The sequence below is a fragment of the Salinivibrio costicola subsp. alcaliphilus genome (assembly GCF_001996185.1).
GTDB classification, from domain to species: domain Bacteria; phylum Pseudomonadota; class Gammaproteobacteria; order Enterobacterales; family Vibrionaceae; genus Salinivibrio; species Salinivibrio costicola.
Genome location: NZ_MUFR01000034.1, coordinates 16411 through 41127 on the forward strand (window position 1 = coordinate 16411; position 24717 = coordinate 41127).

The window sequence follows — 24717 nt, forward strand, 5'->3', positions numbered from 1 at the left end:
TGTTCGTAAGAGCTGTCGTTCGCAAAGCTATCGTTTGTAAGAGCTATCGTTTGTAAGCGCTATTGTTTGTAAGAACTATCGTTTGTCTGAGCTATCGTTCGCAAGAGCGACGGATATTATGAGGATCAGCGTTGTGGCGTCATCGCGAGTGCATCGCGTAAATGTCCTTTAGCTTGCTCAATATGCTTTCTTGCTAAATGCGGATCCTGCCCGGTTAACACCATAAAAATGGCTACCTTAACCTCACCGTCGGCATGGGACAGAGCCTGAACCGCGGTCGCTTCATCACAACCTGTCGCTTCCATCACGATCAGGGTTGAGCGTGTCACCAGTTTTTGATTGGTGGCTTTTACATCGACCATTAAGTTTTGATAACACTTACCGATTTTGACCATGGCGGCAGTGGTTAATAGGTTCAGTACTAACTTTTGCGCGGTGCCAGACTTCATACGGGTTGAGCCGGTGAGTGCTTCTGGGCCGACCTCGGGCGTTATCGCGATATCAGCATGCGCATTGATCGTGGCGTTGGGGTTACATGATAAGGCGATGGTGACAGCACCTTGTTGCTTAGCAAATTCAAGCGCGCCAACCACATACGGCGTTCGGCCGCTGGCGGCAATACCGACGACAACATCTTTCGAACTGAGGTGTTGGGCGTCTAGATCCGCGACACCTGCCTTTGGATCATCTTCCGCTCCTTCTTGGGCGATAAACATCGCTTTTTCGCCTCCGGCAATAAGGCCAATTACCTGTTCATGTCTGACCCCGAATGTAGGCGGGCACTCAACGGCATCTAATACACCCAGGCGTCCACTGGTGCCCGCGCCAATATAGATAAGCCGGCCTCCCGCGTTAAACCCGGCTACGATGTGGTCGACAGCGTCAGCGATAGCGGGAAGTTGTGATTGGACTGCAAGTGCGACGCCTTGGTCTTCGGCATTAATCATGGTCACCAAGCCAAGTGTATCTTGCTGATCGAGTCCGTAAGTGTTGGGATTACGCGTTTCGGATAATAAATGCTTGAGTTGCTCGACGCTGGGGGCTGTCATTGATGTTCCTTAATAGGGTAGATAGATGGCACCTAAGCAACACGCTTGGCTGGCGCCGGTCACGGCAGGGACGTTGCCAGGCTGGTGGTTGAGTGTTTGTTTAGCAAGCCATGCAAAGGCAATGGCTTCCATATCGTCACAACGGATCCCGACTTCATCGGTTTGAGCGATTGCCCAGTTGGGCATGGCTTGTTGCAGCGCGAGCATTAACGTTTGATTATGTGCTCCCCCACCACAAACAAAGATGCGTCCGCGCTTTAGCGGTCGTATGGCTATGGCGATACTCTCAACGGTGAGTGCCAAAAGTGTTGCTTGTACCTGATCGGGGGAGAGCGAAAACGCGAGCAACTGACGGTCGAGCCAGTCGAGGTTAAAATATTCTCGACCTGTGCTTTTGGGCGCAGGGCGAGAAAAGTAAGCATCCGACAGTAGCCGTTGGAGCAGGGGCTGATAAGGCGCACAGCTTGCCGCCCATTCACCATCTCGATCATAGGCTTGATGGCGATGTCGTTGTGTCCACGCATCCATTAGCATGTTACCGGGTCCGGTGTCGTAGCCATATAACGGGCGATCAGGGCATATCATTGAGACATTGGCGATGCCGCCGATATTGACCACCGCAGTCGGTTGTTCGCTATCGGAAAAGTAATCGTTATGAAATGCGGGCACCAGTGGTGCACCTTGGCCACCATACGCCATATCTTTGCGACGAAAATCGGCAACAGTGGTAATACCGGTTCGAGCGGCAATCACATTGGCGTCGCCAAGTTGCATGGTAAACGGGTAATCCCCACTTGGCTGGTGATACACCGTTTGTCCATGACAGCCTATCGCGGCGACATGCTTAGGCAATAAGGCGGCGTGTTCGAGCAAGGAATTAATCGCCGCGGCATAACATTCGCCTAAGCGACGATCGAGCTCACCGAGCGTTGTCACTGACACAGGCTGACCTCGGCTTAACGTAATCACCGTGGCTTTGATGTCTTGCGGTATCGGATCACTGTGTCGCGCAATTGACTCGACTTGACCGGCTTGGTTAAACCTGACAGCGACGGCATCGATATTATCTAAACTGGTTCCTGACATGACACCAATATAGATATCGGCTCCAGAGTATGACATGTGGCTGTTCCTTGCATAATGACGACGGTACGATAGCAGTAATGCGCAATGGGTATACACAAACAGCGAGTATAAACAGATTGCGATATCTCGCAAAGTGCTTGATTATTCGTCTGTGATAAACGCAGGATGAAGGAGACATAATGGGACCCGTTTGGCTCGATGTGCACGCAGAGCAAATCGATAATGAAGAGAAAGAAATTCTCGCGCATCCGAGCGTCGGTGGCGTGATTTTGTTTGCCCGCAACTATTACGATTCCGCGCAGCTTCGCGCACTGACACAGTCTATTCGTGCGGCGGCAGGCCGAGATATCTTAATTGGGGTGGATCAAGAAGGTGGACGCGTTCAACGCTTTCGAGAGGCATTTACGCCGATCCCGGCCGCACAGTCTTATCATGCACTTGGTGCAGCCACTGAGATGGCTGAGCAAGCTGGATGGTTGATGGCCGCCGAGTTAATTGCGCATGGGATTGATTTGAGCTTTGCACCTGTGCTTGATCGCGGCTTTGCGTGTGCCGCCATTAAAGATCGCGCGTTCGGTGAAGAACAACAGGTGGTGACGCAATACGCCAGCGCCTTTTCAATGGGTATGCGCCGTGCCGGCATGGCAACGACCGGGAAGCATTTTCCGGGGCATGGTGCTGTGTTAGAAGACTCTCATTTAGTTACCCCTGAAGATCCGCGTGATATTCTGCAGTCGTCTGATTTCGCTATTTTTAAAGCGTTTATTGAACAAGGCTTATTGGATGCGGTTATGCCTGCGCATGTGGTCTATCCGCAGCATGATACACAGCCTGCCAGTGGCTCACGCTATTGGCTAACTCATATTTTGCGTCAGCAACTCGGATTTAAAGGGATTATCTTCTCGGATGACTTAAGCATGGGTGGGGCGCATGTGTTTGGTGATGCCCCTTCTCGTGCTAAGGCAGCACTGGATGCAGGGTGTGATATGACGCTGATCTGCAATGATCGCGCAAGTGCGGTGTCGGTTTTAGATGCATTACCGATTCAATCCGTGCCAATGGCAGATGCACTCCGCGTACGGACGCCGATTGATTGGCAGACACTTAAGCAAAATCCATTGTGGCAAACGACACATGCCGTATTAACGGCGTTCGATACCCATTGGCGAACGATGCAAGCCTAACACCGTCTCGGTGATAAGTGGCAACAAAAAGGCAACGCCGACGCATTGCCTTTTTTAATTTTGACGACAAACGTATCAACGCAGTTAGCGGTCATCACCGAAGTAGCTGTCCTCTTGCTGAGGTCGGTGCGCGCGTTTGCTTTGACGTTTTTTGCCTTTTTTGCCGTGTGACATATCGTCATCAAAATCGTCGTGGTGGCGAGATTTAAACTTCTCTTTTTGTTGAGAGCCGTGTTTTAACCATTGATCCCACTGTGCCATGGTGGTGCTTTCCTAACGCTTGTTGATTTTTAAGGCTACGTGTAGCCGGATGATTAGGCAGTATGTTGTTGCCTAACAATTTTAAGATAGCCGAAAAATGCCCCACCGACTAGTGAAATTCGCCGCAAACGACCGTTTTTTTAACCGGCGTAAAGCTGACCGTTTGATTCTATTAACTGACTGATTAAATTGCTTTTATCGTTGTTCGTCAGCCAGATAAGGTGAAGAGGATGGGTAAGCGCTTGTACTTTATCAACTAAATGAAGTCGTTTGCTGTCTAGGTACTGTTGAATCGCCAAGGAAGGCAGAAATGCGATGCCGCCATGTGTGAGCAAATAGTTTAACGCTAGGTGGCACGACTGGGTGTGTAACACCGGTGGGCGCTGTAACTGCGCTATTTGGCTTTGTGCACTCGCAAATTGTGTGCCCCAGTCAAGATAGATAAGCGGTAGTTCATCACTCTTATCCAGATGAAGATGAGCGACGTGGCTGACCAACTGTAATTGATAATTGCCAAGGTGATGAGACTGCAGCCCTTCAAGTTTTGGTAATTCTGACGTTAGGCCCGCGTCGATGCGCTTCTCAATTAAATGGTGAGCGAGTAATTGCCTTGGCGTTGACTCAGCACGGAGTAGCCAGTCGGTATGGTCTGCACCTATCTGATTTATCCATGCGCTTACGCCATCAAGCTCCCATAACATCGGTGACGCCCCAAATGTTAATTGGGCACTGGCGGCTTGTATGGCACTGACATCGTGTTGCGCGCGTTGCCAAGTTTGCAGCATGGTTTCTGCATAGGGAAATAAACGCTCACCTGCTTCTGTCAGGCGAACATTATTGCGCTGACGAATAAACAGTGCGGTGCCTAACTGGGTTTCGAGTTGGCGAATACGAAAGCTGACTGCGGATTGGGTCAGATAAAGATTATCCGCCGCATGACCGAAATGGCGGGTCTTGCTGACTTCAATAAATGTACGCAGCAGTTGAATATCCAATACTTATACCCTCGTGACTGGATTTTTAGTATCGAGATAAATAACGCGAAACAGCGATATCGTCAAGGGAGACGACGCGGGCGTTAGGTTGAACTATCGATAACAATCGGGCGGTGAGACGTTAAAGCATGAGGTCCGCGAGTGTGAGCGGGCGATCGGTTAATCCAAGACGCTGAGCAGGCGTGACGTGGGCGTGATCTTGCCAACACAAATTGTGCCAGGCACGGTAAATATCAAGTAACGGCAGTAACCCTCCAGGGCGTAAACGGCGTCGTGGCTCATTAACCAACAGTGCAAATTGCTGATGGAAGTGTTGTTGATATTTCTTCATCGCATCACAGCTTGCATGGGTTAACCAATAGGCTTCTCTGCCCTTATTTTGCCCATGATCGCAAATGGCTTTGCTCCCTGCACCGCTGCGCGTAAACGCCCAGCGATCGCGCCACCAACTGAGTAACACAATATCAATTTTTTCTGGCTCTGAGCCGGGTTGCCAATAAGGATCTTGCTCGACGTAAACATGGCTTACCCGTTTGTCACGAATATCGGCTTCGAAAACGGATAAACAAGCCGAGCGCAATAAGGGCTCCTGCGGAGAAAACACCACAATGTGTTGCCAATGATCAATAAAAGGCTTGAGGTTTAAATAATGGGCATAGGTGGTGTATTGAGGACGAATCAGGGTACCACGATTAGGGTAAATAAAGTGCAACGGCTGGGTGTAAGGGTCTTCCACATTTGAGCGTGAAAACACCTCTCGGTATTTTGCGTCAACGCGACCCAGTAAGCCGTCAGGGCGCGGTGTTGGCTCCGAGCGCTGGCCTGCATTGGTGGTCGCCATAAAGCGGCAAGCGTCTTGATACGGGTCATGATGCTCGGTGAGATGGTCATGATCATACGAATGATAGTTGACATCTTGAAGCAAAATATAGCCGCTATGCGCCTCTCCGGTCGCTAGCCATTGTACGCCATTTTCGCTGTTAGGTTGCAGCGGTGCATGAACACTCGCGAGGTGGCCTGTTGAGGTATCAGATAAAAAGCGTGTGTCGTACGCGGCAAGTTTTTGTCGACAACGCGCAGCTATTTGATTCAGGTGATCATAAAAGGTCTTTGGGTTGAGAGAAAGCCGACGACAGATCTCTCGCACGGTATGGCCCGTGAAAAGGAAGGCCAGCAACTTTTGTTGCAGCTCACTCTTTTTGTTAATCCCAGACCAACGGTCGACAAAGGTACTTTGACAGCCTTTACACCGATAACGTTGTCTATCGCCGCTGTAGCCAAAGGCATGGTAACAGTGACGGTAGGTTAAGACTGGCTTACCTAAGTGCTCACAGGCGGGGTTGGTACAGGCACATAGTCCATCTGCATGGAGTTGACGTTGGGCTATCAACTCGGCATGAACTTGCTGGTTGTTGAGCAGAGGAGGAAACGCCCCGCATTCTCGGCATACTAGCGTTGGGCGTGCCGGATTAGAGCGCTGAACCAAATAATCTTGCTCATCCATTGACCCAAAGTTAGGACAGGTCAAGGTTTTACAAAAATTCAGCTGCAATTGACCGGCAGCGGGTGGCAGTTTACCGCTTGGCACGTTTCCTCCAACCCACATTTACAGGTTGATCGCGGTCTCGAGCGAGACAGTCATCATTTCATTAAACGACTTTTGACGCTCATCTGAGCTCAGTGCTTCACCACGAATAATGTGGTCAGACACGGTCAGAATGGTGAGAGCACGCGCGTTTAGCTCTGCAGCAACACCGTAGATACCCGCTGCTTCCATATCAACGGCAAGAATGCCAAGTTTGTCCATTTTGTTGAACAGATCGGCTTCTGGGCTGTAAAAGAGATCCGCAGAGAATACGTTACCAACGCGCACAGAGACGTTTTGTTTACGCGCTTCACCAACGGCAGTTTCCATAAGATGGAAATCACAAATAGCGGCGAAGTCATGATCGGCAAAACGGGTGCGGTTTACTTTTGAGTCGGTGGAAGCGCCTTGTGCAACGATCACGTCCATCAGTTTGACATCATCTTTTACTGCGCCACAGCTGCCGACGCGAATGACGTTTTTAACACCGTAATCTTTGATCAGCTCATGGACGTAGATGGAGCACGATGGGATACCCATACCGTGACCCATTACCGATACTTTTTTGCCTTTGTAAGTGCCGGTGTAACCGAACATATTACGGACATCAGTGACCAGTTCCGCGTTTTCTAGAAAGTTTTCGGCAATGTACTGCGCGCGCAGTGGATCACCTGGCATCAGGACTGTTTCAGCAAATGCGCCGTCTGCAGCGTTAATATGTGGGGTAGCCATAGTGTGCTCCAATTATCTAAAGTTAAGAGAAAAAGCGTTCGATCACGGCTTGATAAGCCATGCCGCCAAGGTAGATACCAACGATGCCCATGATCCCAGAAATCACCGGGGGAGCAGGCAATGGTAACTTGATCGCGCTGAAGAAAAAGCCAACAATGGCGCCAGCGACGACCGCAAGTAAAATTTCGTTCATTATAACCCTCAAACAACTCGTTAGATGCAGTTCAGCTCAATCCGGTACCGAATTTGCGACAGTCTTAGCTGTCTTTAATTATCGTTTCAGTCATACCGCTCGAGATGAGTCTAGTGTATGTAACCAGCGCATATATCCGCGCGATCTTGATCACAACTATATCCATGTTAACCCGTAAACCGGCCAATGATTACTAAATATGTTGATAGTGTCGGTGCAATCGCTTGCGTTGTAACCAAATAGGTCCGATTCGATGGTTTATTCGCGGATAAAAACGGGAAATAGACACAACACTGGCTGATATCTGTCTTTATTTTGCGCAAGATCAAAACAGTTTTAGTAACTGACGCCCTTATCGTGATGGTGTGTTGATCCGGCTTTATCAATAGAGTTATGAATATGAATAATTCTCACTTCTATTCGTGACTTGGCGTTTTAACTGCGTTAGCATGCTGCCATCAATTTTTGCGAGGAAAGGGCTATGCAAGCTTTTCGTTCATTTTTCCAATTCATTCTTTTAACCGTTTCTTTGGTATTAAGTGGTCACGCTGCTGCAAAAACCATCCACCATGCCATGGGTACCGTTGAGATTGACGGTGTACCGCAGCGTGTGGTTGTGCTTGGCCAAGGTAGCCTCGATGTGCTTGACCGCCTGGGGGTTGAACCTGTAGGCGTGGTGAAATCACTGATGCCAGATTACTTAGCAAAAACTTACCAAGATGATAAGTATGTAGCGGTAGGGACCGTTAAAGAGCCTGATTATGAGGCAATCTTTACGGCAAAACCGGATTTGATCATCGCAGAGGCGCGTATGGCGTCGCTGATGAGTGAATTAGAAGAAATTGCGCCAACCATTATGTTCCAAGCCGATTATGACCATTATTGGCAGAGTGTTCAGCAAAACTGGCGCATGCTGGGTAATGTCTTCGACAAACAAGAAAAAGTGGAAGCCATTATCGACCAGGTAAATACCAAAATTGCACAAACACATGAAAAAGCGGTGGCAGATAACTTCAACGCGCTTATGGTGATGAGCAACGGCAGTAAAGTGGCGATGTTTGGTGAGAAAAGCCGCTTTGGTCTGGTTTTTGACGAGCTGGGACTAAAACCTGCGAAAAGTGATGACGTAGAAGTGGCTGGCTCTCACGGCAACCTGATTTCTTTTGAATACATTGCCGATGCCAATCCAGATGTGTTGCTGGTGCTTGATCGTGAGCAAGCGATTGGTGAGGGACAGGGAAAAGCTAAAGCGCGTTTCGATAACCCATTGGTAAATAAGACACCGGCGCACCAAAATCAACGTATCAGCTACTTAGATCCAACTGCTTGGTATATCACCATGGCTGGGATGACGGCGATGGATAAAATGATCGACGATGTCAATCGCGTACTTTAATCGTTTTTGATGACGCATCGCTTTCTGTATAGATTGCTTTTTTACAGATAAAAGTTGACCCGGGCTTCTCCCGGGTCTTTGTGGTTTCAGACCCAATGGTAGTCGTGTTGTGAAGTATCTTTCTATTCCTATCCTTATGGTGCTGGCGCTATTGTCGATATCTATCGGTGTCGCCCACGTTTCTTTGGATAGTTTGTGGGCCGGTGATTCAGAAGCCTGGACCATTTTTACCACCAGTCGTATTCCGCGCCTGCTGGCTATTTGTCTTGCCGGGGCTGGGCTGAGTGTGGCCGGCCTGATTATGCAGCAGATTTGTCAAAACCGCTTTGCCTCCCCAGATACCACGGGCACCATTGATTGCGCGCTGCTTGGCTATGTGGTTACGCTCGTGGTTTTTAGTGGTGCAAACCAATGGCTTGACCTGACCGTGATTGTCGGTACGGCGATGGCAGGTACTTGGCTATTTGTCCGTTTCTTACAGCGCCTCAAATTTAAAAATACCGTGCTTGTTCCTTTGATCGGGATTATGTACGGCAACGTGGTCTCGTCTCTTACTCAGTTCCTGGCTTACAAATACGATTTGATTCAAACCTTACAAGCGTGGACGGTGGCCAATTTTTCATCGGTGTTGGCGGGGAACTATGAAATCTTGTTTGTTGCCATGCCTGTATGTGCCGTGGCCTATGCCTATGCGAGCCAATTTAGCGCCGCCAGTATTGGAGAAAGCTTCGCCAAGAATATTGGTTTGGATTATCAAAAAGTGGTGCTGTTTGGTGTCATGGTGGTTGCCTTGTTGTCGTCGGCCGTGGTGATGATCGTCGGCGTGATCCCTTTTCTTGGCCTGATTGTGCCGAATGTTGTCTCATTGTTCATGGGCGATAACATTAAGCGTAATTTGCCTTGGACCGCCTTTTGGGGGGTGGTACTGGTCTTAAGTTGCGATATTTTAGGCCGCGTAATTATCTTCCCTTATGAAGTCCCTATTGCCATGATCATTTCGATTTTGGGTGGTGTGGTCTTTATCTACTTAGTGATGAGGGATAAAGCCAATGCGTGATGGACTCAAACTTTCTCTTGTTGCGGTGGGCGTTTTACTGGTCGCCGGTTATTTCTTAGGGCATGGCCTTACCGCGGATAATTATGCTTACTTTCTTTCTAGGCGTACGCCGAAGGTGCTTTCGATTGCGCTGGCAGCGATCGCAATATCGGCCTCTTCATTAGTGTTTCAAACCATCACCAATAATCGAATATTGACGCCCTCAATTCTTGGTTTTGATAGTTTGTACGTCTTATTGCAAACCCTGTTACTGGTGATCTTTGGTTCAACCAGTCTGTTTTTGGTGAATGCCTATTTAAACTTTGCGGTGAGTGTGGCATTGATGACGGTGACGGCGAGCGTGCTATTTACGCTGTATTTTCGTCGGCATCGCGCTAACGTCTATACCTTGTTGTTAATTGGTATCGTACTCGGGAGTGTGTTTGGCAGTGTTAGCCAGTTTTTTACCTTATTAGTTGACCCCAGTGAATTTGCGGTACTTCAAGATGCCATGTTTGCCAGTTTCAACAATGCGAATCGCGATCTGGTGTATATCAGTGTGCCGGTGTTAGGGCTGTGTTTGTTGGCGCTTTACCGCTATGCCAATCAGCTGGATGTTTGCTTACTTGGTGAAGATAATGCCACCAGTTTAGGCGTCGATATGCGCGGACTCACACTGAAGGTGATGGTGATCATCGCCATCATGATTGCGGTATCGACGGCTTTGGTCGGGCCTGTATTGTTCTTTGGTTTGATTGTGGTCAGCCTTGCCCGGCAAATGTTTGTGAGCTATCAGCATCGTTTTTTGATTCTTGCGACCAGTGTATTGGCAGTTTTTTTGTTGTTAACCGGTCAGTATGTTGTTGAGCAGTGGTTCGGGTTTGAAACCACTGTCAGTGTGATTATTAACTTTGTTGGTGGAAGCTATTTCTTGTACCTGCTAACGAAAAACAAGTTTTAACCATTATGATTGAATTAATTGGATTGTCGAAAGCCTACGGGCAAACCCAGGTGGTAAATCAGGCCAGTGCGTTGTTCCCACCGGGTAACGTGACCGCGATAATTGGTCCAAATGGTGCGGGGAAAAGTACGCTGCTCTCTATGGCGAGTCGACTCACTGATAGTGATGCAGGTGAAGTCTTGATTGGCGATAAACCGCTCAGTGAATGGAGCAATGAGGCATTAGCAAAAAGGCTGGCGGTGTTGCGGCAGGCGAATAATGTCAATATGCGCTTTCGTGTTCGTGAGCTCGTGGCATTTGGTCGTTTTCCCCATTCTAAAGGGCGACTGACTGCGGATGATGATACGGTGATTGATGAAGCGTTAGCTCAATTAGGGTTAACGGAGTTACAAGACCGCTTTATTGATCAATTAAGTGGGGGCCAACGGCAGATGGCATTCATCGCGATGGTGGTGGCACAAAACACCGATTATATCTTTCTCGATGAACCGCTCAATAATCTCGATATTCGTCACTCGGTGGCGATCATGAAGACGGTCAGAGACCTGGCACATCGATATAACAAGGCCGTGGTGGTCGTGATGCACGATATTAACTTTAGCGCTTGTTATGCGGACAATATGGTCGCGATGAAAGATGGTGAAGTGGTATCGAGCGGTCCCGTTGATGAGGTAGTGACCAAGCCAGTGATGGAGCGTATTTACGAGATTGAGTTTGAGGTTGAACAAATCAATGGTCAGCGTATTTGCCTCTATTATGGCGCGGCAACACCGGCGTTAGCCTTGGCACAGTAAACTGTATCCAGCCGCAAGAGCGGCTGGATACATCGTCACTAGTGTGATTTAGCGGTACTCGAGGTCTTGTTGCTGGTGGTCGGCGCTCGCGTCAGCCACCAGCTTGCCAATGAGCCGAGTGTCACCATCGCCACGCCTTGCCAGAAGGAGAGCGTCAGCTCGGTCGACAAGAGAATCGCTGATAAAAACGTTGATAGGATCGGGATAAAATAAGACAAGGTTGCTAAGAACACCAAATTGCCCTTAAGAATACCAAGGTTCCACAGCCCGTAACCTCCTCCCATTGCCGCACCGGCCACGAGCACATAAACTGCCTCCGACCAAGAACCGGAAAGCGCAGGCGCATCAGAGAGTGCAAAACCGACCCAGAGTGTGATGGCCGTTGCTATAAAGAACCACGTGATGCCGTTTTTTCCCTGCGCACTCATGCGGGTCAGATTACAATATATGGCCCAAATGATGGCGCCACTGAAAGCTAGGATATAGCTCAATGGGTTTGAGTGAATATTGGCGACTAAATGATGCCAAGAAACCCCCTGTTTGCCGCCTACTGTCCAGATAACGCCTAAAAACGCGATCATTAAGGCAGGATAAAGCCAAAGGCTGACTTTTTGGCGAGTAATAAGCACGGAAAAGAAGACGGTTAAGCACGGCCACAAATAGTTAATGACGCCCATTTCGATCGCTTGTGTGCGCGTATTAGCCCATGCTAGGGATAACGACAAGCATAATTCGTAGACCACGAATAACACGCCGCCGACAATTAAGTAGCGACGTGGAAAATCGCTGAGTTTGGGCGTACCGACAAAAACCACTAAGCAGAGCGCCGCGATAGTATAAATGGCGGCAGCGCCACCTACAGGGCCAAGTAATTCGGTCACGTGGCGGATCAATGCGACATTGCTGCTCCACAGTAGGATTGCACCACACCCTGCAAGCGTGTATTGATTCATAACAGGCAGTCCAAGCAAAAAGCTTAAATTGCCTATCTTTTCGGCGTCTCGCAACCCTATTCAGCATCTTTTTGTTTGTTCGATACTTTGTTGGCAAGCAAGGTATCAAGTGGCGTGGGATAGTCGATTAAAAACCCTTGCACATAATGAATGCCGATCTCTTGTACGCGCGCGAGTTTTTCTTCATCAGACACCCACTCCGCGACAGTTTTATACCCCATGGTGTCACAGATACTGACGATAGATTCGAGGATCACGCGGTCAATGTCGTTTTCGTTATCGGTGAGGTTGGCAACGAACTGGCCATCCACTTTCACGACATCAACGTTAAAGAGTTTCAAGTAATGGAAAGAACATAGGCCGGCGCCAAAATCATCGAGTGCGATGTGAGCCCCATAGGCGCGTAACTCATCCACAAATGAAACGGCGGTATTTAAGTGGCTAATTAAGGCTGACTCTGTGATCTCGAAGCACAAGCGCTCAGCGGGAAAGACGGATGAGGCTAACAGGGCTTTCAAATGTGTTTGGAACTTGGGATCGCTGATTGAGTGCGCGGAGAGGTTGAGATTAAATTTAAGGCCAGAGTCGGCCAATTCTTGGGCGCGAGTATTGAGCACATAGTTGGCCACCCACGCATCAATGTCACGAATGTAACCAAAGGTCTCTGCGGCGGGGATAAATTGCCCCGGATTCATGATATTGCCATCCGTGTCAATCATCCGCACTAATAGTTCATACCAGTGTTCAATGGTTGGTCCTTTCGCGGGAGCGACTTGTTGACCATACAGGGTAAATAGATCCTCAGCCAATGCGCGGGTAATTTTTCCGACCATTTGCATATCGTTGTGGCGGCCTTGGGCGAAGCCTGATATATCGTTATAGTCGACGATTTGTCCACGGCCCGCTGACTTCGCTTCATACATGGCAACGTCAGCGCGGCTCATTAAGTCGGACAGAGTTAAGGCGTCATCACCGATATTGACTAAGCCGACACTGGCACTGATGGCGAAAATCCGCTCTTCATAAGAAAAAGATAGATTCTCGAGCCGACTGATTAAATCGGCAATTGTCTGTTTAGCATCCCGCATATTGCAGTGTGTGAGGAGGACTGCAAATTCGTCGCCGCCGAGTCGTGCAACGGTGTCATCACTGCGAATGTTATCAGCCAATGCTTGAGACACTTGGCAGAGAACATCGTCGCCCGCATGGTGGCCGACAGAATCGTTGATGATTTTGAACAGGTCGAGATCGACAAAGGCAAGTACCGACGGGGTATCGTCATGGTGTTGTGTAAGGTGCCTTTCCATGATGGTTTCAAAGGCCCGGCGGTTCGGTAAATGTGTCAGTGGATCGTGGTTAGCGTTGTAGTCGAGTTGCGCCATTAACGCATGTTCTTCAGACACATCACGTAAAATATACACATAGCCTTGATGACTAGTTAACGGCGATACTGCCACGGAGACATAGACGCACTCCCCATTGGCTAACACAAGCTGGTAGGCATCTTTTATCTGTGTTTCAAAAAAGGTCGCGGTTTGATTGTCATGTAAACTCGAAAGCAACACGCGCTGTTGTTGACGATACAGTTGGAAAATGTCGTCGATGGTTTGTCCAAGGGGTCGAGCCTCACCATTGAGAGTCAGTCGCTGCGCCGTATGGTTGAGATAGGCCAAATGACCCTGGTCGTCGGTGGTGATTACGGCATCGTTGATGGAATTCATCACTACGTTTAATTGTTCGCGCTCTTGGGCAAGGGTTTGGTTGAGTTCATTGATTTCAGTATTGTCCCAGTTGGCGCCAATCAATCGTATGGTATTGCCGCTATCATCGATTTGTACACTGGCAAGAGCACGCAGGTAACGCGTTCGACCGTGAGTATCGAGAGTCCGGAATTGGGTATCGATACGTTGTTGATATTTGAGGGCTTTGCCGAGTATACGCTTGACCCTATCGGCATCATCTGGATGGAGGCGATGTTGCCAAGTGGCCAATGTTTCTTTACCGTCAGAGACGGGTATATCGTAGAGCGCATACATCTGCGCATCCCATTCGAGCGTGTCGTCTGCGACGTTGTACTCCCAAATACCAATGTTAGCCGCTTTGGTCGCGGCTTCAAGGCGGCGGCGTAAGGTATCGGTTTGTTGGTTGGCTAGGTGCTGTTCGGTGACATCGATTACCGTACTTAGCACGGTTTCTGTCTCTTCACCGGTTTGTCGCGCCGACGCTTGCCGTAGATATCGGTAATCTCCCTGATCATTTTGAAAGCGAAATACTTCGATCATACGATCAGTACGCCCTTCAACCAGCAGGCGCATGGCTTGCTCCCAGCCGTGTAAATCGTCTGGATGGATTCGGGCGGTCCAGGCTTGGTAGGTTTGGATGCTTTTTGCACTGATCCCCAATAGTGGCGCTGACCAACCTGAAAACAGAATAACGCCAGTATGAATGTTCAATTCAAATACGGCGAGTTTGTTGATATCTAAAGCAAAACGCCAACGTTCTAGCCAGCGTTTTTGCTCTCTCTGTGCCGCTTTCAGTGCATTAATGTCTTCGACTTGACTGATGAGATGCGTCACATGGCCGGCATGTTTGTCACGGACCGCAGTGACAGAGAGCCTTCCCCATACTTGCTCCCCATCCGCGCGCAGGAAGCGCTTCTCCAGCCGTTTATTATCGGTATGACCCATGATCAGTTCATTAAAATAGTCTTTTAATGCCGCTTGATCTTGCTCGCGGGTAAAAATAGAAACATGGGAGCCAAGCAATACACGCGGTTCACAGGCAAAAAACTGCGCAAGGCTCGCGTTAGCGTCTTGAACGATGCCGCGAGGGTCGAGTATGGCCATACCAATAAGGGAGTTATGCATCGCTTGGGTTAATAACGCATGTTGCTCCAGATGATGCTTTTGATGACGTCGATAGCTATATGCGAATTGTGTCATTATCACCCCGACCATCATGGCGGCACCAGCCATCGCCATGCGAGACAGTGAGGCTTTTTGATCCGCTTCTACTTGAAATGTCAGTGCACCGAGGGCGGATAAAATGTCAAAGCTTAGTAATGTTAACGCGATACAGCCTAAGCCAATCAGGCGATTTTGCAGTGTTGCCGCCAACAAAAACAGCGCTGTTAGCGCCAAAAACGGGTGAGGTGAAAGATATAACAACAGGCTGATTGCACTGAGCGCGGCCAAGCACAGGGCTATCAAGGCGATCCAAAACGTGCTCGATTTCGCAAGTCGATCATTAGGTCGTTCGCTGAGGTTCTCTTTGACGACTAACAAGAGAGGAAATAGGGCGACAAAACCGACAAATTCGCTAATAAACCACCGAAGTACTAAGTAATCGAACGGTTGATGGGTTCCTATTGACTGAACACTGGCACCGAGTGTCGCACCAAATAGAGGGCTGATGATAAGTGTGGGCGCTAAACCTCGAATAAAGGGCCACATACTCTCGAACGGGTTACCGTAACGTTTGTACGTTAATCGGTAAATGGTGCAAACCTAATCCGGCGGTTGCAGTGTTGACAGCCGCCATGCTGGCACTGAGTGAAGCGGGAATCCCCATCATAGTATCGGCATAAAAGACGCCGGTGAAAAAGCCTGCGGCTGCGACAAGCCTCACGTAGCCTGAAAAGCAGCTAAACCCGAATGCGCCGGCAGCCGATACGTACCAAATCACGGCGAATTGTTCGCTTTCTGGCAGCACCGCTAATGAGAACCATACCAGCGAAAAGCTCATCGTGACTAAAATAAAAAAGGCCTGAATCGATTGGCGAATTCGTCGATGGGGGATCATGGTTCTCTCATTAATAACAATAATCTAGGGAGAGCTTAGCGCATTTTGCGTGGGATTTAATCACGTTTGTGGTAATTATCATACAAAGACACTCTCGATGTTTATGAGTCGCATTTATTTTTGTATCGCAACTGCGTCGCAACAGTTAATCCCCAAGATGTTAGACATACGGCTTTAGTCTAAATTTGATCGTGTTCACCGCGATGACCCAAAAAATATGGCATCTGTAATGGACCAAGGCTGAAAGTCTCTCGGTATTAGCAGGTGTCTGTAACCGTTAGGTTTTTAGCGTACTGAGTGTGCTAATCCGTTCCAAAGATAAGGATTATAGGTGGAAAATGACAAGGATCGTAGTGGATAACAAAATGGGATTTTGGGTCGCATTTGGCGTCGTTTGTGCGCTGTCTATATTTGGAGGATGGGTTGTAGTATCGGCGCAATTTACATGGGTTGTGTTGATATTGGCCTGTCAAGCTGTGGGCATAGGTCTTGCCGTAAAGCTCTATCTGTTCCCGCGACACGAGCAAGAATCTGCAGTTGAAAACGCTACACTAGACATTCCTACTGAAACCGTTGGACGATTAGCAACGCGTGCCACAATGAACGCGATGACGGCCGCAGAAGTCTCGCATCGCTCTGACATTTTAACGGCTCGTTTGACAGAGCAGTTTTCTGCGGTGGTAGAGATTACCGATAAAGCGCAACATATTGAGCAAACTCTTTCGCGTGCTTGCCAAGTCGAGACTGAATCGGTTGAGCAAGTGACTCGTATGCGGGATCTTAGTCAGCAGGGTGTAAATGAACTGACCGCATCCATTGCTGAGATGCGAGATATTAACCAAAAAACCGCCGAAACGGTTGCGCGAATTGAAGCTCTGGACGCCAACGTCAATAAAGTCAGTGCCGTCGCACAAGTTATTGATGATATCGCCGAACAAACAAACTTGCTGGCATTAAATGCCGCAATAGAAGCCGCTCGAGCTGGTGAGCAGGGGCGTGGTTTTGCGGTGGTGGCTGATGAAGTACGACAGCTTGCGCAGCGGACTTCACAGAGCACAAGTGAAGTCGCGACAATCATAAAACACATTATGGCAGAGTCGAGTAATGTGATGGCACATATTCAAGCCTTGTCATCCGATGTCGAGTCAGGCACTGAAAATGTTGAGCGTGTCGGGCACATTTTAACCGAGCTTTCTTCGGGAGCCGATCAGGTTGAAGAAGCGGTAAAAGAGATAGCCCATGGGTCATCACAGAATAGCGCCAGTTTAGAGCAAATTGCATCCGCGCTGGTACAGGTCCGATCTGGACTTGAAATCAGTGATGAGCAAGTCACGGTCTTGAGTAAAGAAGCCGAGGGATTAATGGATACCGCAGAAAAAACCAATGCGGTTTTTGCTGAGCTCTCCGATGCTAGCCCTCATCAGCGTTTTTTCAAAGCGGCGAGTGTATGTCGAGATCGGATTGAAGCGGCTTTTGAACAGGCCCTTGCGAAGGGCGAGATTAGTCCTTCCGATTTGTTTGACCGCCACTATCAACCCATTGCCAATACGCATCCACAAAAATACACCACCCGTTTCGATACGTTTTGTGATCGATTATTACCGCCGATTCAAGAGCCTATTTTGGACATCGATGACAATATTGTTTACGTGATAGCCAATGACACGAACGGTTATGTTCCCACGCATAATCAACGTTTTTGTCAGCCATTAACCGGTGATTATGCGCAAGATATCACCGGTAACCGGACTAAACGCTTATTTGATGACCGTACAGGTAGGCGTTGTGGGCAACATACTGATACCATGCTGCTGCAAACCTATAAGCGCGATACCGGTGAAGTCATGCATGACCTTTCTGTCCCGCTCTTTGTTGCAGGTAAACATTGGGGCGCAGTGAGAATGGGATACTACCCACCGGTATCAGCAGAATGAGCGAAAAGGAGTAGCAATGAATCCAGTTGCGATTGTAACCGGGGCAAGTGGCGGCATTGGCCGCGAGACGGCGAAGTTATTGGCACAGCGTGGTTATGCCATTTGCATCAACTATTTGAGCAACAGTGAATCTGCTTTTGCGCTTGTTGATGAACTTCAAGCGATTGGAGTAAACGCGATCGCCGTTCAGGCCGATGTGTCGAGTGAAGAAGGTGTCAAGCGGTTGTTCAGTGAAGCGGATAACCGCTTAGGGAATATCACCGCATTGGTGAATAATGCCGGTATCATGTTGCCGCAATCGTCTGTCAGCGGTATGGATGCGGAGCGGATCAACGCGATGTTTCAAGCCAATGTTACCAGTGCCTTTTTGTGCTGCCGAGAGGCGGTGCATCGCATGGCGCAATCTCGTGGTGGTAACGGCGGCGCTATCGTTAATGTTTCCTCCGCAGCGGTTAAAACCGGATCACCCAATGAATACGTTGATTATGCCGCGACCAAAGCCGCATTAGACACACTGACTATGGGGCTAGCGAAAGAAGTGGGCCGTGAAGGGATTCGTGTCAACGCAGTGCGCCCAGGTCCAATTGATACCAATATGCATGCGGCAGGAGGAGAGCCTGATCGTGTCGCGCGTGTGGCTGATAATATCCCGCTTGGTCGTGGGGGGTCGACGCTGGAAGTAGCAGAAATGATTGCTTGGCTGCTGTCAGATAATGCATCTTATTCGACGGGTAGTTTATTTGATGTTGCTGGTGGCATGTAGTCTGCCGTATTTCGATGATATCACCGCGCGTTATGTCGCGCGGTGATAATCTATATCGTAACGACCGTTGTTTGGCACCCTGCTATGAGCGGTTAAAAGCCGATACTGGTACCGACACTCACGGAGCTCGTTTCGGCATCGCCGCGATCGGCATAGGTGAGCTCAAAGTTCATTTTAGGTCCGACGGTCGGTTGTAACTCAAAGCCAACTGTTCCGCTGGCGCCCCAACCGATGTCTTTATCCGTCCCAAATTCGGTTTGATAGTAGTTTCCCCCACCACGCAGGTAGACACTGCCGATCGTCATAGGGAAGTTAACTTGTACGCCAACGGGAATATAGGTGGACGTCAACGTTGTTTCTGTACCATTGGCGTTATCAAAGTCGGCACTGGTTTCACCATACCCTGAATACAGGCTGGTATAATCGGTCAGCCGCCACGTGCCATTCACTTCCCAGGTGTGACCTGTCTCTGTTTGAGATCCGTATTTAACATCGGTAACACTGGCGCTAGCGCCGATACTGAGTGGCGATGTTTGGGCCTGTGCTGCTGTGGCGAGTAACATGCCCGCACAAAGCGTAGCAAGCGATAAGCGTTTGGTCATAATAACAATCCTTTTGGCCGAGATTCGCCTGACGTGTTTTCTCATTATAAAACGGTAACGGCGAGCAGACACCAAGCTTGAGTAATATTTGCGCTGTAGCGCTAGGTCATATTAAAGAATCTGCGCAATTGATTTTAACTCCCCGCCAGCAGTGCTATTGTATTGCCCCTTGTGTACCAGCATGACGCCATGCGTGTTTGTTTCTCAAAGGGCTTTAAACATGAAATTTGCAGTTCTCGATCAAGCGATTTACGACCACCTTTACCGTGATATTGAAGCCTTTCGAATCACGTTTGACTTGCCTTGTAACGATCCAACCTCATTAGACGACAAAGCAGATGATCTTCATACGGCATTGGCGGTTGAGGAGATGACCGAACTGGCTGAGGCTGACTCACTGGTTGAACAAGTTGATGCTATCGTCGACAGTGTTTATGTCCTCATGGGACGCGCCGTACAGATGGGGTCGCGCGGGTATCGTGATCAACTTGAAGTCAGTTATATGGTTGATATTTTATTGCAAATTGCTAATCGACTCGGGATCGATTTCATAACCTGTTGGGACGAAGTGCATAGCAGTAATATGAGTAAAGTTTGCCGCGATGCGCAGGCGTTCGCGGACACCCAAGCCTACTATGAGAAAAAAGGCATTGAGGTTGTGGCAAGCCCCAAAGATGACGGGATTATTGCCAAATGCGCAACAGATGTGACGGTTGACGGTAAATTGATTCGTCAAGGCAAGGTCATGAAGTCCGTGTACTATCGCCCAGCAGATCTTGCAAAATGTGTAATGGCCGAATTGGCTTAAATTCACGCGATATACGCTAGCATAACGCCGCTTTTTCTATAAAAAGCGGCGTTTTTTCGTCATGGGCTCAGAGCTCATTTATCACACGCCTACTTAAATTGAGTAAAAGCTCTCCATTGAGCCTATTGTGCAGGCTTGTCATTAAAGTTTTGCAAAAGTGTCTTGTTTTCTTACAAAGATTGCTTCTCATTTCATCTATAATTTTGCCTTTAGTCCTGATTTGGGTCTAAGTTAAAAGCTTGTGAGTCCTCTAAAGTAGGCAGCACATTTTTTAGTGTAACTGCTCTATGTGTTGAACGCCTCACGTGGAGCGGCTCACGCTTTCGTTATAAATCTAGGGAGAACATCGTGGAACATCCTTTCTCACTTGAAGGTAAAGTCGGCATTGTGGCGGGCCTGGCGAATGAAAATAGCATTGCCTTTGGCTGCGCCCAAGCGTTACACCAAGCAGGCGCAGACGTACTGGTGACGTATGGGTCACCTAAGGCAGAGCGCTTTGTCACCCCCCTGAAGCCGTCAATGGGGGATCCTGAAATGATGTTGTGTGATGTGCAAGATGACCACCAATTGGATGTGCTATTTGCGCGTGCCAAAGAAAAATGGGGGCGGATTGATTTTGTTGTTCACTCGATCGCGTTTGCGCCGTTAGATGATTTACACGGTCGGGTGGTGGATTGCTCTCGAGAAGGCTTTTCGCTCGCGATGGATATTTCCTGCCATTCGTTCATTCGCATGGCTAAGCGGGCAGAGCCTCTTATGTCAGCTGGGGGCACATTATTTAACATGTCGTACTATGGCGCAGAAAAAGCCGTGGATAATTACAACTTGATGGGACCGGTTAAAGCCGCGCTCGAATCGACCACGCGCTATCTCGCCGCTGAACTTGGGCCGCAAGGTATCCGTGTTCATGCCATTTCTCCAGGCCCAATTCGTACGCGTGCCGCCTCTGGATTAAAAGAATTTGAAGCGTTGGCGGTAGACGGTGAAACGCGATCGCCGTTACGTCGACTGGCAACGGTACAGGATGTGGGGAATGCGGTTGTTTACCTTACCGCTGATGCAGGGCGTGTACTGACAGGGCTAACGCACTACGTCGACGCCGGTCATCATCTTCGTTTTTAAATCAGCGTATTTTTCGACGTTATAGACGATTAAGGAGCTTACTATGACAGGGACACATAACGAGGAGGTCATCGAGAATAAGACGTACGATGAAATTTCAATCGGTGATGAGGCGTTTTTAGAAAAACGTTTAACCATGGAGGACATTAAGCTTTTTGCGATAATGTCCGGTGATGTCAATCCTGCTCATGTGGATGATGACTTTGCCAAAAGCAGCCGTTTCCAAGAGATTATTGCCCATGGCATGTGGGGCGGCGCATTGATATCAACGGTGCTCGGTACCAAGTTACCCGGGCCTGGGACGGTTTATTTAGGCCAAACGTTGGCCTTTAAAGCACCGGTCATGCTTGGCGACGTACTTCGAGTAATCGTACGCGTCGACCAAATGGACGATAAACGCCATCATATTGTGTTTGCCTGTCGTTGCGAAAATCAACGCGGCGATACCGTCATCGAAGGCGAAGCACGCGTATTAGCCCCCACTAAAAAAGTAAGCCGTCAACGGACAGTCATGCCAGAAGTGCGCTTGTCTGAGCGCGGGCAGTTACACGCGATTCTTACCGCAGCGGATCATCCTGATCCCATGCATACGGCGGTTGTCCACCCCGTTGATGACAGTTCTATTCGTGGCGCGGTTGCGTCGGCAAAACAGCAACTAATCATTCCAACGCTGGTGGGGCCAAGAGATAAAATTCTCGCCGCTGCAGACACCGCCGAAGTGGATATTCAGGACTTCGAAATTGTCGATACTCCGCATAGTCACGCGGCTGCAGAGCGCGCCGTGCAAATGGCACGAGCGGGTCAAATTGAAGCATTAATGAAAGGTGCGTTGCATACTGACGAACTGTTGCACGAGGTTGTCAAACGTGAGGGAGGATTGCGTACTGAACGTTGTTTAAGCCATGTAATGGCATTCGATGTTCCGACCTATCCAAGACCGTTATTTATTACCGATGCTGCGATCAATATTTACCCAGGGCTCGCGCAAAAGCGCGATATCATTCAAAACGCGATTGAGCTGGCGCATGCGATCGGGAACGCCCATCCGCGGGTGGCCATATTGTCAGCCGTTGAAACGATTAATCCGAAGTTGAATGCGACGATTGATGCTGCCGCGCTGTGCAAAATGGCTGAACGTGGTCAGATCACGGGTGGGATCCTTGATGGTCCACTGGCCTTTGATAGTGCCGTTTCTGAGGACTCGCGTGCAACAAAAGGTATTGAATCGCCAGTGGCAGGGCGTGCTGATATCTTGATGGCTCCCGACCTAGAAGCGGCCAACATGCTGATGAAACAACTCAGCTATCTTGCCGATGCCAAAGGCGCCGGTGTCGTGGTGGGCGCAAGAGTGCCCATTATGTTAACCAGTCGAGCCGATGACGCTTTAACGCGAATTGCGTCAAGCGCGCTAGCGTTATTACTGGCGGACTATCAACGAAAATCGCTCGATAAGTCGCGTGTCTAGTGGATGATGAAAAATATACTCGTAATCAACAGTGGTTCGTCGAGCCTAAAGTTTGCGTTGTTCGACGCTGGCGCAATGTCTAATTCTGACAACACGGATCAGCAAGTGTGTGTATTTCGGGGGCAGTTCTCTGGACTAGGGACAGAACGAACCGCGGTGATCATGCATGCCGGGAATCATGCCTATGCCACTGCTCCGGCTGAGGCCAACGATCATCAGGCGGCTATTATGTCGTTACTCGATTGGTTAGGGCAGCATAATGTGCTCGAACGCCTCATTGCGGTCGGACATCGTGTGGTTCATGGGGGGATGCACTATGATTGCGCCACCCGCCTGGACCCGGATAAAGTGACGCTACTGGACGCATTGACGTCTTTGGCGCCATTGCATCAACCTTATAGCCTCGCACCCATTCGAGCGCTAGACGAGCGATTGCCAGGTACGCCTCAAATTGCCTGCTTCGATACCGCCTTTCATGCGAAGCAGCCTTTAGAGGCTCGCCAATTTGCGTTGCCTTATGCGATGTACGATCGCGGCTTTCAACGGTACGGTTTTCATGGGCTTTCCTATGATTATATTTGCCGTTGCTTACCTTCCATGATTCCTAATTATGATCCCCAAGCACGTGTGATTGTGGCCCACTTGGGTAACGGTGCCAGCTTATGTGCGATCCAAGCAGGACAGAGTATTGCATCGACCATGGGGTTTACAGCGCTAGAAGGGTTACCCATGGGGACGCGCTGTGGCGCAATTGATGCCGGATTGGTTTTACACCTCATCGGTGAAGAAGGAATGACGGTCGCTGAGGTAAGCAAACTCCTTTACAAGGAGTCTGGCCTGTTAGGCTTGTCTGGGATCAGCAGTGATATGCAAACATTATTACGTAGTGATAAACCCAGAGCCCAGCAGGCGATCGACCATTATTGTTATCGTATCGCCCGAGAGATCGGGAGTTTGACTGCCGCCTTGGGAGGACTCGATCATTTGGTGTTTACGGCGGGTGTTGGCGAGCATGCAGCACCCGTACGAGACAGTGTCGTGCGCCAATGTGGTTGGCTTGGCATCAGGTTAGATGCATCGGCGAATCAACTGAACCAAATCTGTATCTCAGCCGCTGACAGTGAGGTGGGCGTTTGGGTGATCCCGACCGATGAAGAACGCGTGATCGCGATGGATTGCGTAGCGATGATCGATATGGAATAACCACGAACAATCGTTAGTCAGTGCGAGTAGCTTTGCGGCTATGGTTATCTATAATCTCTGTTATCTCTCCCGATGCGACCAGTTGTTTCAGCGCATCGGTAAGCTGTTTTTTTAAATGCGAATTTGATGACGTTTTGCTTAGGACAATGTAACTTTCAAGGGCTTCGGAGTAGGTCAAAGGCTGCTTTTCAAGCACATCGTTTTGATCGAACTTCGCCACCATGTAGTCAATTTGATGACTTTCGCCAATCACCACACTTGCACGTTGATTGATTAATTGTTTAATCGCAAAGTCTATTTGACTAACAGGGCGTTTAGTAATATTCGAGTCGTTATCAAAATCGGATGTAAAGCTGGCGCCTCGTTCGAGTGACACTGAGTAAGAGTACAAATCAGATTGATGTTTAATCGATATCATACTGCCTTTGTGAGTATAGAAAGCGTATATGAGATTGGTTCGATAAGGCGGCGAAAGATAATAAAGATAGCGCTCTCTAGAGGCTCGCTTCAGTACATTTGTCGCGATATCTGCTTTACCCGTTTCTAACAAACGCAGACATCGTTTCCATGCACATTGAACGGTTTCTACATCAACAGCGATCTTGTTCGCTAAAGCATTAACCACATCAACATCAATACCTTGGTAGGGATACTCACTGGTATCACTCCATGGTGGCCAATGCGGTATTGCATATATATACCCAATTAACTTGAAGATGCATGATTGAACATCTGAAAGTTATCGTTAATACGAGACGTCAAAGACCCTGCGATCTCAGGAAGAGTCACAGTAA

Annotated in this window: 23 protein-coding genes; 11 read left to right on the plus strand and 12 right to left on the minus strand. The window is 48.9% G+C overall.

Annotated features, from left to right (window positions below; all coding sequences use genetic code 11):
* Nucleotides 1-125 precede the first annotated feature (125 nt).
* Nucleotides 126-1049: an N-acetylmuramic acid 6-phosphate etherase gene (murQ, locus tag BZJ21_RS11725; protein WP_077669866.1), complete on the minus strand. Its 924-nt coding sequence runs from the start codon at nucleotides 1047-1049 to the stop codon at nucleotides 126-128.
* Nucleotides 1050-1058: 9 nt separating this feature from the next.
* A complete protein-coding gene (locus BZJ21_RS11730) occupies nucleotides 1059-2171 on the minus strand; it encodes an anhydro-N-acetylmuramic acid kinase (protein WP_077669867.1) in 1113 nt (370 codons plus the stop codon).
* 143 nt (nucleotides 2172-2314) lie between these two features.
* On the opposite strand from BZJ21_RS11730, the gene nagZ reads away from it, so the two are divergent.
* Entirely contained in the window at nucleotides 2315-3319 is a 1005-nt protein-coding gene (gene nagZ / locus BZJ21_RS11735) for a beta-N-acetylhexosaminidase (protein ID WP_021023779.1), read from the plus strand.
* An 84-nt stretch (nucleotides 3320-3403) separates the two neighbouring features.
* On the opposite strand, the gene BZJ21_RS16315 is transcribed toward nagZ, so the two are convergent.
* The 5 genes from BZJ21_RS16315 to BZJ21_RS11755 all read right to left on the minus strand — a co-directional run bounded on the left by BZJ21_RS16315 (nucleotide 3404) and on the right by BZJ21_RS11755 (nucleotide 7085).
* Complete coding sequence (locus tag BZJ21_RS16315) at nucleotides 3404-3580, minus strand: hypothetical protein (protein WP_158009955.1); 177 nt, start codon at nucleotides 3578-3580, stop codon at nucleotides 3404-3406.
* 140 nt (nucleotides 3581-3720) lie between these two features.
* Entirely contained in the window at nucleotides 3721-4575 is an 855-nt protein-coding gene (gene hdfR / locus BZJ21_RS11740; protein ID WP_077669868.1) for an HTH-type transcriptional regulator HdfR, read from the minus strand.
* 121 nt (nucleotides 4576-4696) lie between these two features.
* Nucleotides 4697-6163 (minus strand): lactate dehydrogenase, encoded by a 1467-nt coding sequence (locus tag BZJ21_RS11745; protein WP_028569712.1) that lies wholly within the window; start codon nucleotides 6161-6163, stop codon nucleotides 4697-4699.
* 18 nt (nucleotides 6164-6181) lie between these two features.
* On the minus strand, nucleotides 6182-6892 hold the full coding sequence (gene deoD / locus BZJ21_RS11750; RefSeq protein WP_077460852.1) for a purine-nucleoside phosphorylase: 711 nt from the start codon (nucleotides 6890-6892) through the stop codon (nucleotides 6182-6184).
* Between the two features lie 22 nt (nucleotides 6893-6914).
* Nucleotides 6915-7085: a XapX domain-containing protein gene (locus tag BZJ21_RS11755; RefSeq protein WP_021023774.1), complete on the minus strand. Its 171-nt coding sequence runs from the start codon at nucleotides 7083-7085 to the stop codon at nucleotides 6915-6917.
* A gap of 481 nt (nucleotides 7086-7566) precedes the next feature.
* On the opposite strand from BZJ21_RS11755, the gene BZJ21_RS11760 reads away from it, so the two are divergent.
* The 4 genes from BZJ21_RS11760 (at nucleotide 7567) to BZJ21_RS11775 (ending at nucleotide 11272) form a co-directional block, all read left to right on the plus strand.
* Nucleotides 7567-8481 (plus strand): siderophore ABC transporter substrate-binding protein, encoded by a 915-nt coding sequence (locus BZJ21_RS11760; protein ID WP_021023773.1) that lies wholly within the window; start codon nucleotides 7567-7569, stop codon nucleotides 8479-8481.
* 136 nt (nucleotides 8482-8617) lie between these two features.
* Nucleotides 8618-9538: an ABC transporter permease gene (locus BZJ21_RS11765; RefSeq protein WP_025744503.1), complete on the plus strand. Its 921-nt coding sequence runs from the start codon at nucleotides 8618-8620 to the stop codon at nucleotides 9536-9538.
* Complete coding sequence (locus tag BZJ21_RS11770; protein ID WP_021023771.1) at nucleotides 9531-10478, plus strand: iron chelate uptake ABC transporter family permease subunit; 948 nt, start codon at nucleotides 9531-9533, stop codon at nucleotides 10476-10478. Before BZJ21_RS11765 ends, BZJ21_RS11770 begins: the two co-directional genes overlap by 8 nt.
* Before the next feature lie 5 nt (nucleotides 10479-10483).
* Nucleotides 10484-11272, plus strand: coding sequence for an iron ABC transporter ATP-binding protein (locus BZJ21_RS11775; RefSeq protein ID WP_021023770.1), 789 nt, complete (start codon nucleotides 10484-10486; stop codon nucleotides 11270-11272).
* Nucleotides 11273-11310: 38 nt separating this feature from the next.
* Here the strand turns inward: BZJ21_RS11775 and yddG are convergent, their stop codons facing one another.
* Genes yddG through BZJ21_RS11790 form a run of 3 tightly spaced genes read right to left on the minus strand, consistent with a single transcriptional unit; the run spans nucleotide 11311 to nucleotide 16026 of the window.
* The gene (gene yddG / locus BZJ21_RS11780) at nucleotides 11311-12225 is read right to left on the minus strand and encodes an aromatic amino acid DMT transporter YddG (protein WP_077460854.1); all 915 of its coding nucleotides are present in this window, start codon (nucleotides 12223-12225) and stop codon (nucleotides 11311-11313) included.
* A 56-nt stretch (nucleotides 12226-12281) separates the two neighbouring features.
* Nucleotides 12282-15677, minus strand: a complete 3396-nt coding sequence (locus tag BZJ21_RS11785) for an EAL domain-containing protein (RefSeq protein ID WP_077669869.1) — start codon at nucleotides 15675-15677, stop codon at nucleotides 12282-12284.
* A 13-nt stretch (nucleotides 15678-15690) separates the two neighbouring features.
* Nucleotides 15691-16026 (minus strand): hypothetical protein, encoded by a 336-nt coding sequence (locus BZJ21_RS11790; protein WP_077669870.1) that lies wholly within the window; start codon nucleotides 16024-16026, stop codon nucleotides 15691-15693.
* A gap of 338 nt (nucleotides 16027-16364) precedes the next feature.
* On the opposite strand from BZJ21_RS11790, the gene BZJ21_RS11795 reads away from it, so the two are divergent.
* Both BZJ21_RS11795 and BZJ21_RS11800 read left to right on the plus strand, forming a co-directional pair.
* On the plus strand, nucleotides 16365-17960 hold the full coding sequence (locus BZJ21_RS11795) for a methyl-accepting chemotaxis protein (protein ID WP_077460856.1): 1596 nt from the start codon (nucleotides 16365-16367) through the stop codon (nucleotides 17958-17960).
* A 16-nt stretch (nucleotides 17961-17976) separates the two neighbouring features.
* Nucleotides 17977-18723, plus strand: a complete 747-nt coding sequence (locus BZJ21_RS11800) for an SDR family oxidoreductase (RefSeq protein WP_021023766.1) — start codon at nucleotides 17977-17979, stop codon at nucleotides 18721-18723.
* 92 nt (nucleotides 18724-18815) lie between these two features.
* Here the strand turns inward: BZJ21_RS11800 and BZJ21_RS11805 are convergent, their stop codons facing one another.
* The gene (locus tag BZJ21_RS11805) at nucleotides 18816-19325 is read right to left on the minus strand and encodes an outer membrane beta-barrel protein (protein WP_021023765.1); all 510 of its coding nucleotides are present in this window, start codon (nucleotides 19323-19325) and stop codon (nucleotides 18816-18818) included.
* Between the two features lie 220 nt (nucleotides 19326-19545).
* Between BZJ21_RS11805 and BZJ21_RS11810 the strand changes: the two genes are divergently transcribed.
* From BZJ21_RS11810 to BZJ21_RS11825, 4 genes are all read left to right on the plus strand, one after another.
* The gene (locus tag BZJ21_RS11810; RefSeq protein ID WP_021023764.1) at nucleotides 19546-20133 is read left to right on the plus strand and encodes a nucleoside triphosphate pyrophosphohydrolase family protein; all 588 of its coding nucleotides are present in this window, start codon (nucleotides 19546-19548) and stop codon (nucleotides 20131-20133) included.
* Between the two features lie 348 nt (nucleotides 20134-20481).
* Nucleotides 20482-21255, plus strand: a complete 774-nt coding sequence (fabI, locus tag BZJ21_RS11815; RefSeq protein WP_077669871.1) for an enoyl-ACP reductase FabI — start codon at nucleotides 20482-20484, stop codon at nucleotides 21253-21255.
* Nucleotides 21256-21298: 43 nt separating this feature from the next.
* Nucleotides 21299-22720, plus strand: coding sequence for a bifunctional enoyl-CoA hydratase/phosphate acetyltransferase (locus tag BZJ21_RS11820; protein WP_077669872.1), 1422 nt, complete (start codon nucleotides 21299-21301; stop codon nucleotides 22718-22720).
* Nucleotides 22721-22726: 6 nt separating this feature from the next.
* A complete protein-coding gene (locus BZJ21_RS11825; protein WP_201788223.1) occupies nucleotides 22727-23923 on the plus strand; it encodes an acetate/propionate family kinase in 1197 nt (398 codons plus the stop codon).
* Nucleotides 23924-23936: 13 nt separating this feature from the next.
* On the opposite strand, the gene BZJ21_RS11830 is transcribed toward BZJ21_RS11825, so the two are convergent.
* Nucleotides 23937-24641: a substrate-binding periplasmic protein gene (locus BZJ21_RS11830; protein WP_077669874.1), complete on the minus strand. Its 705-nt coding sequence runs from the start codon at nucleotides 24639-24641 to the stop codon at nucleotides 23937-23939.
* Nucleotides 24642-24717: the final 76 nt, after the last annotated feature.